Raw genomic sequence first — 13,321 nt, forward strand, 5'->3', positions numbered from 1 at the left:
GGGGGCCTTATCCAAGGGTGACATGCTCCTGGATCAGCCCCACCAGGGTTTCGGCGGCGTTGTCCGCGGTGGTGTCGAGATGCACCAGGTGCAGGCGCTCCTCATCGGCGAAGGGCTCGAAGCGTCGCTGCTGGCTGGCCAGCACCGCCAGGCTCTCCTCGACGGCGCCTCCCTGGCGGTGGGCACGCTTCTCGATGCGCCGGCGCAGGGTCGCGTCGTCGGCCTCGAAGCTGACCAGCAGGCAGGGCAGGCCGCGCGCCTCGGCCTGCTGGCGCAGCAGATCGCGCTGGGCCCGGGTCAGGCAGGTGGCATCCACGCAGGCGGGGATGCCGGCATCCAGCAGCAGGCCGGCGCAGCTCGCCAGGCGCCGGTAGGTGGCCGCCGTGGCCGCCTCGCCGAAGATATCCACAGCCGTGGCGTCGTCGTCCTGTGGATGGATCGAGGCGTCGTCGGCCTGAGCCAGGCGCTGGCGCTCCGCCTCGGAGCTGACGCGGATCGCCCCGAGGCCGGTGACCAGTCCGCGGGTGAAGCGGCTCTTGCCGCTGCCGGAGACCCCCACGGCGATGATCAGCGGCGGGAAACGGAACTCGGCGATGCGCTCGGCCAGCGCCAGGTAGCGACGGCACTCGGCCATGCTCTCGGCGAGCAGGGCGGGGTGCTCCGGATCCCGGCCGGCGGCGGGGCGACGGCGCAGGGCGCGGCGCGCGGCGCTTACCGCGTGGCAGGTGCCGTAGAGCGACAGCAGGCGGGCCAGCTCGTAGTCACCGGCATAACGCAGGTAGCGATCCAGCGCTAGCCGGGTCAACGCCGGGGCCTCGCGCCCCTCCAGGCCGACCAGCAGCGCCGCCAGGTCGCTGGCGGGGTCGTCGGCGAGCTCGGCGCCGGGCACCTCGAGGTCGCGTCCGATGGCGTTGACCAGCAGCGGCCGGCCCTCGTGGCACAGCCGGCTGCCGGGGTGGCGGTGCGCCCAGCTCGGCACCCGCCGTGCGGCCCGCGCCTCGAGCAGCGGGGTCAGGCGCACCCGGTCCTGCTCGAACCAGCGGCCGAGCTGGTCGAGCCGCTGGCGCTCCTCGTCATCGAGCAGGGCCTCGCGGATCGCCGCCAGCTCGGCCGTCATGGTGCGCGCGAGGGGCTCGCCGGCAGGCTGCCCTTCGGCGTCGTGGGAAGCCGCCCCGCGATGGTAGGCCACCAGGGCGTCGATCAGCGCCTCCAGCTCCAGGCTCTCGCCGCTGGCGGCCGGGTCGGCGGTGGGGGGTGAGCGCATGGCGATTCTCCCGCTGGGGGTGGACAGGTCAGGCCTCGCGCTGCATCGCGTCGAAGGCCTTCTCGGCGGCATCCAGGGTGAACTGGATGTCCTCCGGGGTATGGGCACTGGACATGAAGCCCGCCTCATAGGCCGAGGGTGCCAGGTAGACCCCCTCGTCGAGCATCGCCGAGAAGAAGCGGCGGAAGGCGTCGGCGTCGCAGGCGGTGGCCTGGGCGAAGTTGTCCACCCGGCTCTGGCCGGTGAAGAAGAGCCCGAACATGCCCCCGGCACGCTGGGTGATCATCTCCACGCCGGCGGCGTCGGCACGCTCCTGGAGGCCGTGGCAGAGGGTCTCGACGCGCTGCGCCAGGGCATCGTGGAAGCCGGGCTCGCGCAGCTTGGTGAGCAGGGCAATGCCCGCGGCCATGGCCAGCGGGTTGCCGGAGAGGGTACCCGCCTGGTAGATGGGCCCCAGCGGCGAGATGTTCGACATGATCGCCTCGCTGCCGCCGAAGGCCCCCACGGGCATGCCGCCGCCGACGATCTTGCCCAGGCAGGTGAGATCGGGGCGCACCCCGTAGTGGGCCTGGGCGCCGCCCATGGCCACCCGGAAGCCGGTCATCACCTCGTCGAAGATCAGCACGCTGTCATGGGCGTCACAGACCCGGCGCAGGCTCTTCAGGAAGCCCGGCTGGGGCGGGATGCAGTTCATGTTGCCGGCCACCGGCTCGACGATGATGCAGGCCACCTGGTCGCCGATCTCCTCGAAGCACTGCTCCACGGCATCGATGTCGTTGTAGGCCAGGGTCACGGTGTGCTCGGCCAGCGACGCCGGCACCCCGGGGGAGCTGGGCTCGCCGTGGGTCAGCGCCCCCGAGCCCGCCTTGACCAGCAGCGAGTCGGAGTGGCCGTGGTAGTTGCCCTCGAACTTGATGATCTTGTCGCGCCCGGTGACGCCGCGCGCCAGGCGGATCGCCGACATGGTGGCCTCGGTGCCGGAGTTGACCATGCGCACCATCTCGATGGAGGGGATCATCTCGCAGATCAGGTCCGCCATGGTGGTCTCGATGGCGGTGGGGGTGCCGAAGGAGAGGCCGCCGTCGAGCCGGCTGCGCACCGCGCCGAGCACCTCGGGGTCGGCGTGACCGGTGATCATCGGTCCCCAGGAGCCCACGTAGTCCACGTAGCGCTTGCCCTCCACGTCGAACAGGTAGGCACCCTGGGCGCGCTCCATGAACACCGGCGGACGCTGCAGCCCCTTGAAGGCGCGTACCGGGGAGTTGACCCCGCCGGGGATGTGTCGGCAGGCCTGGGCGAAGAGCTCGGCGGAGGTGGTCATGTCGTGTCTCGTCCTCGAGGCTGTGGATAATTCTCTGGATAAACTATTCACAGGGGGTGAAGTGGCGGTGAACACCGCCCATCTGGGCGTATCCGCGGCCCCCATGTCTCTCCCCATTCTCGGTGCTCCGGCCCGCAAAGGCCATACCCCCTCAGCGAGAGGCCGGGGTAGCATGCGGTGAGAGCCCCGGCAGGCGCCACAGCCGCCGGGGCAGCCGCTGGGCCTGGCCCGGTCGCCAGCCGTGGGCCAGCGCCTCCCAGGTAAAGGCCTGAGCCTGCTCGCAGGCCGCCACCAGCGACTCGCCGGCGGCCAGCCGCGCCGCCAGGCAGGACGCCAGGGTGCAGCCGGAGCCGTGGAAGCGCCCGTCCAGCCGCGGCCAGCTCCACTGGCGACTCTGGTCCGGCGTGTGCAGGGTGTGCGCCACCCGCCCTTGCGGGGTGCCCGGTACCGGGTCGTCGGTGGCGGTCACCAGCACCCCCTGGCAGCCCAGCTGCATCAGAGCCACGGCCCGCTCGGTATCCTCCTCGAGACCCGGGGAGAGCCGCGCCAGCTCCCCCCGGTTGGGGGTGAGGATATCCACCCGCGGCAGCAGTCGCTCCCGGTAGGCGTCGACCAGCTCGATTGTGGATAACTCCCGGCCGCCGCCGGCACGCAGCACCGGGTCGGCCACCACCGGCACCCCGGGGAAGCGCCCGAGGATATCGGTGACGGCGTCCAGGGTCGCCAGGTCGGCCACCAGCCCGACCTTGATCGCCGCCACCGCGAACTCGTCGAGGGCGGCGACGCTCTGGCGCATCAAGGCGGGGTCGGCGGGCACCATGGCGGCGACGTCGCGACAGGACTGCACGGTCAGGGCGGTGGGCACGGTCAACGCCCAGCCGCCCGCTGCGGCCACCGCCTCGGCGTCGGCCACCAGGCCGGCGCCGCCGGTGGGGTCGTGGCCGGCCAACACCAACACCGTGGGCAGGTGGGGCTCGAGGGCCGCCTCGCCGGCCATCAGAAGGGCTTGAGCACGGCAAGGAAGATGATGATCAGCAGGGCGATCACCGGCAGCTCGTTGAACCAGCGGAAGAAGACATGACCCCGCTTGCAGCGCGCCTCGGCGAACTGCTTCAGGTAGATCAGGCAGACATGGTGGTAGCCCACCAGCAGCGCCACCAGCAGCAGCTTGGCGTGGATCCAGCCCTGGGTCAGCCAGCCGGGGTTGAGCACCAGCAGCATGCCGCCGAACAGCAGCACGGCGATCATCGAGGGGGTCATGATGCCGCGGTAGAGCTTGCGCTCCATGACCAGGAAGTGGTCGATCGCCTGCTGCTCGCCACGGTCGCGCGCCATGGCGTGGTAGACATAGAGCCGTGGCAGGTAGAAGAGGGCGGCGAACCAGGTGACCATGGCGATCAGGTGCAGGGCCTTGAACCACAGGGTCATGGGAGCTCCTTGCGGGAATGGGGAAGTGGGTGCGGCGTCAGTCCTCGACGCGGTAGAAGCGTTCGATGGCGCCGCGGGTGATGATACCGGAAATCCGCTTCTGCTTCGGCCGGTGGCCGTGCTCCACGTAGAGGGCATCGAGCATCGAGTCGTTGAGCTTATTGAAGGCCTCGGAGAGGGTGGCCTGCAGCCCGATAGGGGCCAGCTCCAGGCGCACCCCGGGGATCTCGAGCAGGTCCACGGGGGGCGCCTCCTCCTTGTCGCGGGTCTTCTCCCGCGCCTTGTCCCTGACCTTCTCCTTGAGCTTGCGCTTCCTGACCGGCTTCTCCTCGCCGACGCCCTCCGTCGCCGCCTCCTCGGCGGGCACATCGCTCTCCTCCTCCTCGGCGGCGCGCTTCTCCTCCTCGGCCGCCTGCTCGGTGAGCCAGCGGGCCAGGTCGGCGGCCTTCAGCGCCAGCACCGGCTTGTCGTCGCTGGAGCGCTCGATCAACACCCACACCGGTTCCGACTCCAGCAGCGCGCGCGCCTTCTCGCGGCTCACCATGCGCTGGGTGCGTACCAGCCGGCGCTCCATCACCGCCGGCACCGAGACCCGGGAGAGCGCCTGCATCAACGGCTGCTGCAGGGGGTGCAGCCCCTGGCGGGTCACGCTGATGAAGAAGCCACCGCAGCGGCACAGCTGGCGAGCGGTGAGGCAGGAGACCACCACCGCCAGCATGCCGGGGAGGATGATGTTGGGATTGTGGGTCAGCTCGAGCAGCGCCATCAGCGCCGCCAGCGGGGCCTGCAGCACCGCGCCCATCATCGCCGCCATGCCCAGCATGGCGTAGAGGGCCGGATCGGAGGCCTCGATGGGCAGCAGCCACTGGCCGGCCAGGCCGCACAGCGCCCCGGCGGCACCACCCACCACCAGCACCGGACCGATGATGCTCACCGGGATCCCGCAGGCCACGGTGCCGGCGGTGAGCAGCAGCTTGCCGACGGCCACGGCGAGCAGCACGTCCACCGCCACCGAGCCGGAGAGCGTCGCCTGCAGGGTGTCGTAGCCCATGCCCTGGACCTGGGGGTACCACCAGGCCACCGCGGCCACCACGCCACCCGCCAGCAGGAAACGCAGCGCCATGGGCAGGCCCTCGAGGCGCGGTCCCAGCCGCGAGACCCGCACGAAGAGCCCCGCCAGCAGGCCGATGGCCAGGGCGCTGACGATGATCCAGGGCAGATCGAGGAGGGAGTTGAGATGGAGGTCGGGCACGCCGATCGCCGGGTCGGGGCCGTAGACCAGCTGTGCCACCACCGCGCCCATGGTGGAGGCCAGGATCACCGGCATGAAGCCGATGATGGTGTACTCCATCATCACCACCTCCATGGCGAAGATCACCCCGGCGATGGGCGTGTTGAAGGAGGCGGCGATGCCCGCCGCGGTGCCGCAGGCGACCAGCACCCGCAGGCTGTTGTGGGGCAGGCGCAGGCGCTGCCCCAGGCCGCTGGAGGCGGCCGCCCCGAGATGGATCGCCGGACCCTCGCGGCCGGCGGAGAGCCCCCCCACAACCGAGACCAGGCCCACCACCCACTGGGTGAGCCAGTTGCGCAGCGGGAAGCGTCCCTGGTGATAGGCCAGGCGGTCGATCACGTGGACCACCCCGATCTGGCGCCCGGTGGCGGGCGTCGCCCACATCCACAGGCCGATCAGCGCCACCGCCGCCAGCGGCATCAGGCTGCGCAGCGCCGGCGGCAGGGCCTCGAACGCCTCGGGGCTGCCGCCGGGCAGCAGCCACAGCCCACCGAGCTCCAGCAGGCTGCGGAACCCCACCATCAGCGCCCCGGTCAACAGGCCCGAGACGACCCCCAGCACGCAGAGTTGCGGCAGGGCATCCACGTTGGCAAGCTGTTGACGAAAGCGCTCCAGTCCATGACCGGCATCGAGGCGAGGCAATCGCGGCACGTCGCGGTATCCTTTACGACGGAGGAACGACCCTGGCGGTCCTTCATCTGTGTACCATATACCCGCGGGGCGATGACAGCCCGGCCCCCTCCCTTCCTGGCCGCCATCGCAGCTGACTCGATCTCGATAGCGAAAGGCGTCGGGTACAGGTCTAAAAGGAAACCGGCGAGCCATATCGGCTCTACCCGCACCACTTGCCCCTTCAACCCAAGGAGTCCCACGTGATCAAGGTCGGAATCGTCGGCGGCACCGGCTATACCGGCGTCGAGCTGCTCAGGCTGCTGGCCCAGCACCCCGAGGTGAAGGTCGAGGCCATCACCTCTCGCTCCGAGGCCGGCCAGGCCGTCGCCGAGCTCTACCCCAACCTGCGCGGCCACTACGACGGCCTGACCTTCAGCGAGCCCGACGCCGAGCGCCTGGGCGCCTGCGACGCCGTCTTCTTCGCCACCCCCCATGGCGTCGCACACGCCCTGGCCGGGGAGCTGCTCGAACGCGGCACCCGGGTCATCGACCTCTCGGCGGACTTCCGCCTGCGTGACGCCGCGGAGTGGGCGCAGTGGTATGGCCAGCCCCACGGCGCCCCCGAGCTGCTCGAGGAGGCCGTCTACGGCCTGCCGGAGGTCAACCGCGAACGCATCCGCCGCGCCCGCCTGATCGCCGTGCCGGGCTGCTACCCCACCGCGGTGCAGCTCGGCCTGCTGCCGCTGCTGGAGGCCGGCCTGATCGACGCGGACCATGTCATCGCCGACTGCAAGTCCGGGGTCACCGGCGCCGGCCGCGGCGCCAAGGTGCCGTCGCTGCTGGCCGAGGCCAGCGAGTCGATGAAGGCCTACGGGGCGAGCGGCCACCGCCACCTGCCGGAGATCCGCCAGGGCCTGGGCGATGCCGCCGGCCGGGCGGTGGGGCTGACCTTCGTGCCGCACCTCACGCCGATGATCCGCGGCATCCACGCCACCCTCTACGGCCGCCTCACCGGCGAGCCCGGCGACCTCCAGGCGCTGTTCGAGACGCGCTTCGCGGGCGAGCCCTTCGTCGACGTCATGCCCGCGGGCAGCCATCCCGAGACCCGCAGCGTCAAGGGCGCCAACCTCTGCCGTCTCGCCGTGCATCGCCCCGGCGACGGCGACACCGTGGTGGTGCTCTCGGTGATCGACAACCTGGTCAAGGGCGCCTCCGGCCAGGCGATCCACAACCTCAACCTGATGTTCGGCTGCGACGAGAACGCCGGCCTGGCCGCCCCCGCGATGATGCCCTGATCTGACCCTCCCACCGAACATTGAGGGCGCCAAGGGGAGGTCGCAGAGGAGGTCCTACGCCAGGGATGGCGTCGGTAGCGTACAGGGAGGTATTCACAGCGCCTCCTCGTAGACCTCCCCTTCGGATAGCCCGAATAGCCTGTCGGAAAGTTGACCATTTTGCTGGGGTTTGCGGATAATGACCGGTCACACTTTCATGCCCTGGAGTCTTCCATGAGCGAAGCCGAATCCTTCGTCCCTACGCCGCTGATGCTCTCCGCCAGCGCCAGGGCCCGGCTGCGGGCGCTGATCGAGGAGGAGGGCAACCCCGGGCTCAAGCTGCGCGTCTACGTGACCGGCGGCGGCTGCTCCGGCTTCCAGTACGGCTTCGATTTCGCCGACGAGGTCGCCGAGGACGACACCCTGGTCGAATTCGGCGACGTCGCCCTGGTGGTCGACCCGCTCTCCTACCAGTACCTGGTCGGCTCCACGGTGGACTACGAGGAGGGCCTCGCCGGCGCCCGCTTCCTGGTCCAGAACCCCAACGCCACCACCACCTGCGGCTGCGGGGCCTCCTTCATGGTCTGAGCGCCAGCAGCGTGTAATTCCCCAACTTGACGCTTTCGGGGTTTCTCGCCATGGTTGAAATGGCGAGTCCCATCAGAAAAGTCCCAAGAACGGGGAATCCCATGAAACAATCGACCTTCCTGAAACATAGTGTCCTGGCCAGCGCCCTCGCGCTAGGTACCGGCCTGGCCGGCGCCGCCCTGGCCCAGACCCCCACCGTCAACGTGGTCACCGACCCCAGCTTCGTCCCCTTCGAGATGATGGATACCGAGACCGGCGAAATGGTCGGCTTCGACATGGACATCATCAACGAGCTGGCCGAGCGCGCCGGCTTCGAGGTCAACCTGACCACCATGGAGTTCAACGGCATCATCCCGGCCGTCCAGACCGGCAGCCAGGAGATCGCCATCGCCGGCGTGACCATCACCGAGGAACGCGCCGAGATCGTCGACTTCTCCGACCCCTACTACGACTCGGGCCTGCGCATCATGGTCCGCGCCGACAACGACGAGGTGGAGACCCTCGAGGACCTCGAGGGGCTGAGCGTGGCCACCAAGATCGGCTCCACCAGCTACGACTTCCTCCAGGAGAACCTCGGCGAGAACGCCGAAATCACCCCCTACCCGGGCACCTCTGACATGTACATGGCGTTGCTCGGCGGCAACGTCGATGCCGCCTTCTACGACGCGCCCAACGTCGGCTACTTCGCCCAGACCCGCGGCGAGGGGCGCACCAAGGTGGTAGGGCCGCTCTATGAGGGTCAGCAGTACGGCATCGTCTTCCACCAGGGCAGCGAGTGGGTCGAGCCGGTGAACGAGGCGCTGGCGGCCATGAAGGAGGATGGCACCTACGACGAGATCTACACGAAGTGGTTCGGCGAGGCGCCCAGCGACGACTGAGGCGACCTCCCGCGCCAGCGTCGCCATGCAGGCGACGAGAGTGTCCGCGGGGCCGGGCGGCATGACCACCCGGCCCCGTGTCGTTCAATGTTCCCGGAGACTCCCTCGTGGACGTGACCTTCCAATTCGACTGGTCGGCCGCCTTCGGCTCGATCCCCCACCTGTTGCCGGGGGTCCCCTGGACCCTGCTGATCTCCTTCGGCGGCCTGGCCATCGGCTTCGTGATCGGCATCATCTTCGGCCTGATGCGCATCAGCTCGCTCATCTGGCTGCGCCTGCCCGCCGTCTTCTACATCGAGGTGTTCCGCGGCACCCCCATCCTGGTGCAGGTGCTGTTCATCTTCTATGGCCTGCCGCAGATCCTCGGCGGCCCCATCAACGCCCTGACCGCAGGGATCGCCGCCATCGCCGTCAACTCCGGCGCCTACATCTCCGAGGTGGTGCGCGGTGGGGTGCAGTCCATCGAGCGCGGCCAGCGCGAGGCCTCGCTCTCCCTGGGCCTGTCGCGGACCCAGGCCTTCCGCTACGTGATCTGGCCCCAGGCCTTCCGGCGCATGATCCCGCCGCTGGGCAACCAGGCGATCATCAGCATCAAGGATACCTCGCTGTTCTCGGTGATCGGCGTCGGTGAGCTGGTGCGCCAGGGACAGATCTACATCGCCACCACCTTCACCGCCATGGAGGTCTACCTGATGGTGGCGGTGCTCTACCTCGCCATCACCTGGACCCTCTCGATCGTGCTGCGCCAGCTCGAACGCCGCGGCCTGGTCGGACAATAAGGGGAGCTCACGCATGACACAGAACGAGAACGCGACCGCTCCCATCGTGCGGATGGAAAAGGTCAACAAGCACTTCGGCAGCCTGCACGTGCTCAAGGAGATCGACCTCGAGGTGATGCCGGGGGAGGTGGTGGTGATCATCGGCGCCAGCGGCTCGGGCAAGTCGACCCTGATCCGCTGCATCAACGGCCTGGAGGAGTTCCAGTCCGGACACATCGAGGTGGACGGCAACGAACTCACCCCCCACGGCAAGAGCGGCAAGGCCCTGCAGAAGATCCGCACCGAGGTGGGCATGGTGTTCCAGCAGTTCAACCTCTTCCCCCACTTGAGCGTGCGTGACAACGTCACCCTCGCGCCGATGAAGGTGCGCGGCTGGAGCAACGAGGACGCGGTGGAGACCGCGGAACGCCTGCTGGAGCGGGTCGGCATCGCCGACCAGGCCGACAAGTACCCCACCCAGCTCTCCGGGGGCCAGCAGCAGCGCGTGGCCCTCGCCCGCGCCCTGGCCATGGAGCCGCGCCTGATGCTGTTCGACGAGCCCACCTCGGCGCTCGACCCGGAGATGATCGGCGAGGTGCTCGACGCCATGCGCGAGCTGGCACGGGAGGGCATGACCATGATCATCGTCACCCACGAGATGGGCTTCGCCCGCGAGGTGGCCGACCGGGTCATCTACGTCCACAAGGGCGAGATCGCCGAGGAGGCGCCCCCCGAGACGATCTTCGACAGCCCCGCCGACGAACGTACACGCAGCTTCCTGTCGCGGGTGCTCAAGCACTGAGAACAGCCTCATCGGCGCCGAGAAGGGCCCTGTCGCGCGGCGACAGGGCCCTTTTTTCGCCTGTGGAAAAGATTGAGGCCGAGACCGCCATGAACCGCCGGAGAGGCTGCCACCGCGGGCCTCGTGGATAACCGGCCCGGTTGTTCACAGCCGCGGGCACAAGCCCGGTAGCCGGCGGTGGACAAGCGGTGCAGCGACGACGCTGTGGACAAGCGGGCACTCCATCCACAGGCTCTCGACCGGGCGTGCGCAGGCAGTCAGCCGTTTTCCCAAAGAAGGGTTAACAACGCAAGCCTTTGGTTAACAATGAATAAGGGCGCTTATCCACGGTTTTTGTCCACACTAGTAGTCACAACCACAACAGAACTTCTCTCTTTATATATTGGATATTGATTACTAGGAGAACCCGGAAGCGAACGGCTGGGTTCACGGTGTGGAAAACCCTGACGATTACCCACAGGAGGTTTATACTGGCGGGCTGATTCCATTCCCCCGACCGAAGAGAGGCGCCGCGGCGCCAACGAGGTGCACCTTGGATTACCCCGACCGCTTCGACGTCATCGTCATCGGCGGCGGCCATGCGGGAACCGAAGCCGCCCTGGCCGCCGCGCGCATGGGCTCCCGGACCCTGCTGCTGACCCACAACATCGAGACCCTGGCCAGATGTCCTGCAACCCGGCCATCGGTGGCATCGGCAAGAGTCACCTGGTCAAGGAGATCGATGCCCTGGGCGGGGCCATGGGCCTGGCCACCGACCTCGGGGGAATCCAGTTCCGGGTGCTCAACGCCCGCAAGGGGCCGGCGGTGCGCGCCACCCGCGCCCAGGCCGACCGTATCCGCTACAAGGCGGCCATCCGCGGCATGCTGGAGAACCAGCCCAACCTGACGCTCTTCCAGCAGGCGGCCGGCGACCTGATCGTGGAGCAGGACACCGTGCGTGGCGTGGTCACCGAGACCGGTATCCGCTTCCTCGGCGAGACGGTGGTGCTGTGCACCGGCACCTTCCTCGGCGGGGTGATCCATATCGGCCTGGACAGCAGCCGCGGCGGGCGCGCCGGCGACCCGCCCTCCAACCGCTTGGCCGAGCGCCTGCGCGCCCTGCCGTTCCGGGTCGACCGCCTCAAGACCGGCACCCCGCCGCGCCTGGATGCCAGGAGCCTGGACTTCTCGCGGCTCGAGGAGCAACCCGGCGACACCCCCACCCCGGTGATGTCGTTCATGGGACGCCGCGACCAGCACCCGCGCCAGGTCAGCTGCCATATCGCCCACACCAACGAGCGCACCCACGAGATCATCCACGCCAACCTCGACCGGTCGCCGATGTACTCGGGAACCATCGAGGGGGTCGGCCCGCGCTACTGCCCCTCCATCGAGGACAAGGTGCATCGCTTCGCCGACAAGACGAGCCACCAGGTCTTCATCGAGCCGGAGGGCCTCGACACCCACGAGCTCTATCCCAACGGCATCTCCACCTCGCTGCCCTTCGACGTGCAGCTGCAGGTGGTGCGCTCCATGCAGGGGCTCGAGAACGCCCATATCACTCGCCCGGGCTATGCCATCGAGTACGATTTCTTCGACCCCCGCGACCTGCGCCATTCGCTGGAGACGAAGTTCATCGGCAACCTCTACTTCGCCGGCCAGATCAACGGCACCACCGGCTACGAGGAGGCCGGTGCCCAGGGGCTGCTGGCCGGGCTCAACGCCGCCCGCCGTGCCCAGGGGCTGGAGGCCTGGTACCCCGGCCGCGACGAGGCCTACCTCGGCGTGCTGGTGGATGACCTGATCACCCTCGGCACCCGGGAGCCCTACCGCATGTTCACCTCGCGGGCCGAGTACCGCCTGCTGCTGCGCGAGGACAATGCCGACCTGCGCCTCACCGAGCGCGGCCGCGAGCTGGGCCTGGTGGACGATGCCCGCTGGACCGCCTTCAGCGAGAAGCGCGAGGCGATCGAGCGCGAGAGCGCCCGCCTCAAGGCCAGCTGGGTGCAGCCCGGCAGCGCCGCGGCCGGGGTCATCGCCGAGAAGACCGGCAAGGCCCCGGCCCGCGAGTACAGCCTGATGGACCTGCTCAAGCGCCCGGAGCTCGGCTATGCCGACGTCGCGGGCCTGCCTGGCCTCGACGGGACGCCGGTCACTGACGCGGCGGTGGCCGAGCAGGTGCAGATCCAGGCCAAGTACCAGGGCTACATCGACCGCCAGCAGGAGGAGATCGCCAAGCTCAAGCGCCACGAGGCGACCCCGCTGCCGGCCGACCTGGACTATGCCCGGGTCGACGGGCTCTCCCATGAGATCCGCCAGAAGCTCGCCGAGGCGCGTCCGGAGACCCTGGCCCAGGCCGCACGCATCTCCGGGGTCACCCCGGCGGCGGTCTCGATCCTGCTGATCCACCTCAAGAAGCGCCGCCTGCTCGACGAGCAGCGGGCGGCCAGCGCATGACGATGGTCGCCGATGCCGTGGCAGAGCGCCTCGACGCGGGGCTGGCGGGACTGGGCATCGCCGTGGACGCCGAGCAGCGCGGGCGGCTGCTCGCCCTGGTCGGCCTGTTGCACAAGTGGAACCGCGCCTATAACCTCACCGCGATACGCTCCCCCGAGGAGATGGTGGCGCGCCACCTGCTCGACAGCGCCGCGGTGCTGCCCCACGTGAGGGGCCCCAGGCTGCTCGACGTGGGCGCCGGGCCCGGCTTCCCGGGACTGGTGCTGGCGATCCTGGCCCCCGGGCTCGAGGTCACCCTGCTCGACAGCAACGGCAAGAAGGTGCGTTTCCAGCGCCAGGCGGTGATGGAACTGGGACTTACCAACGTCACCCCCGTGCAGGCGCGCATCGAGGCCTTCGAGGGGCGCTTCGACCAGGTGATCTCGCGGGCCTTCGCGAGCCTCGGCGACTTCGTCGGCCTGACCCGCGAGCGGGTGGCCGACGGTGGCCAGTGGCTGGCCATGAAGGGCCCCGCGGTGGAGGAGGAGCTCGCCGGACTGCCCCCCGAGGTGGGCCCGGTGGCCCGCCACGCCCTCGAGGTGCCGTTCGAGGTGGGCACCCGCCTGCTGGTGGTGCTCGAGCGCCGGGCCCCGGAGCGGGCCCCCTGACAACCCGCGTTTCCCCGCAACG

The 13,321-nt window shown here is 69.4% G+C and carries 11 protein-coding genes and 1 pseudogene; 7 read left to right on the plus strand and 5 right to left on the minus strand.

The genetic code is table 11. The features are described 5' to 3' along the window. Positions 1 to 7 precede the first annotated feature (7 nt). The 5 genes from BLP95_RS10160 to BLP95_RS10180 form a co-directional block, all read right to left on the minus strand. Positions 8 to 1,264 carry a P-loop nucleotide/nucleoside kinase family protein gene (locus BLP95_RS10160; protein WP_089678871.1) on the minus strand — a complete coding sequence of 419 codons (1,257 nt, stop codon included), beginning with the start codon at positions 1,262 to 1,264 and terminating at the stop codon, positions 8 to 10. Between the two features lie 28 nt (positions 1,265 to 1,292). Further along, positions 1,293 to 2,585: a glutamate-1-semialdehyde 2,1-aminomutase gene (gene hemL / locus BLP95_RS10165; RefSeq protein WP_089678874.1), complete on the minus strand. Its 1,293-nt coding sequence runs from the start codon at positions 2,583 to 2,585 to the stop codon at positions 1,293 to 1,295. 151 nt (positions 2,586 to 2,736) lie between these two features. Beyond that, complete coding sequence (gene thiD / locus BLP95_RS10170; protein WP_089678877.1) at positions 2,737 to 3,582, minus strand: bifunctional hydroxymethylpyrimidine kinase/phosphomethylpyrimidine kinase; 846 nt, start codon at positions 3,580 to 3,582, stop codon at positions 2,737 to 2,739. Beyond that, positions 3,582 to 4,013: a protoporphyrinogen oxidase HemJ gene (hemJ, locus tag BLP95_RS10175; protein WP_023006389.1), complete on the minus strand. Its 432-nt coding sequence runs from the start codon at positions 4,011 to 4,013 to the stop codon at positions 3,582 to 3,584. The genes thiD and hemJ overlap by 1 nt, the downstream gene beginning before the upstream one ends. Positions 4,014 to 4,050: 37 nt before the next feature. Beyond that, a complete protein-coding gene (locus BLP95_RS10180) occupies positions 4,051 to 5,955 on the minus strand; it encodes a chloride channel protein (protein ID WP_143004418.1) in 1,905 nt (634 codons plus the stop codon). 221 nt (positions 5,956 to 6,176) lie between these two features. Between BLP95_RS10180 and argC the strand changes: the two genes are divergently transcribed. The 7 genes and pseudogenes from argC to rsmG all read left to right on the plus strand — a co-directional run bounded on the left by argC (position 6,177) and on the right by rsmG (position 13,299). Continuing rightward, entirely contained in the window at positions 6,177 to 7,211 is a 1,035-nt protein-coding gene (gene argC, locus BLP95_RS10185; protein ID WP_089678883.1) for an N-acetyl-gamma-glutamyl-phosphate reductase, read from the plus strand. Positions 7,212 to 7,424: 213 nt separating this feature from the next. Next, positions 7,425 to 7,778: an iron-sulfur cluster insertion protein ErpA gene (gene erpA / locus BLP95_RS10190; RefSeq protein WP_023006392.1), complete on the plus strand. Its 354-nt coding sequence runs from the start codon at positions 7,425 to 7,427 to the stop codon at positions 7,776 to 7,778. 101 nt (positions 7,779 to 7,879) lie between these two features. Further along, positions 7,880 to 8,656, plus strand: a complete 777-nt coding sequence (locus BLP95_RS10195; protein ID WP_089678886.1) for a transporter substrate-binding domain-containing protein — start codon at positions 7,880 to 7,882, stop codon at positions 8,654 to 8,656. A gap of 107 nt (positions 8,657 to 8,763) precedes the next feature. Continuing rightward, positions 8,764 to 9,435 (plus strand): amino acid ABC transporter permease, encoded by a 672-nt coding sequence (locus BLP95_RS10200; protein WP_023006394.1) that lies wholly within the window; start codon positions 8,764 to 8,766, stop codon positions 9,433 to 9,435. A 13-nt stretch (positions 9,436 to 9,448) separates the two neighbouring features. Beyond that, positions 9,449 to 10,216: an amino acid ABC transporter ATP-binding protein gene (locus BLP95_RS10205; RefSeq protein WP_089678889.1), complete on the plus strand. Its 768-nt coding sequence runs from the start codon at positions 9,449 to 9,451 to the stop codon at positions 10,214 to 10,216. Positions 10,217 to 10,748: 532 nt separating this feature from the next. Continuing rightward, a pseudogene (gene mnmG / locus BLP95_RS10210) lies at positions 10,749 to 12,652 on the plus strand (tRNA uridine-5-carboxymethylaminomethyl(34) synthesis enzyme MnmG). After that, positions 12,649 to 13,299 carry a 16S rRNA (guanine(527)-N(7))-methyltransferase RsmG gene (gene rsmG, locus BLP95_RS10215; RefSeq protein WP_089678892.1) on the plus strand — a complete coding sequence of 217 codons (651 nt, stop codon included), beginning with the start codon at positions 12,649 to 12,651 and terminating at the stop codon, positions 13,297 to 13,299. The pseudogene mnmG and the gene rsmG overlap by 4 nt, the downstream one beginning before the upstream one ends. The last annotated feature ends 22 nt before the right edge of the window (positions 13,300 to 13,321 follow it).

It is taken from the genome of Halomonas shengliensis (assembly GCF_900104135.1).
Lineage (GTDB): Bacteria > Pseudomonadota > Gammaproteobacteria > Pseudomonadales > Halomonadaceae > Halomonas > Halomonas shengliensis.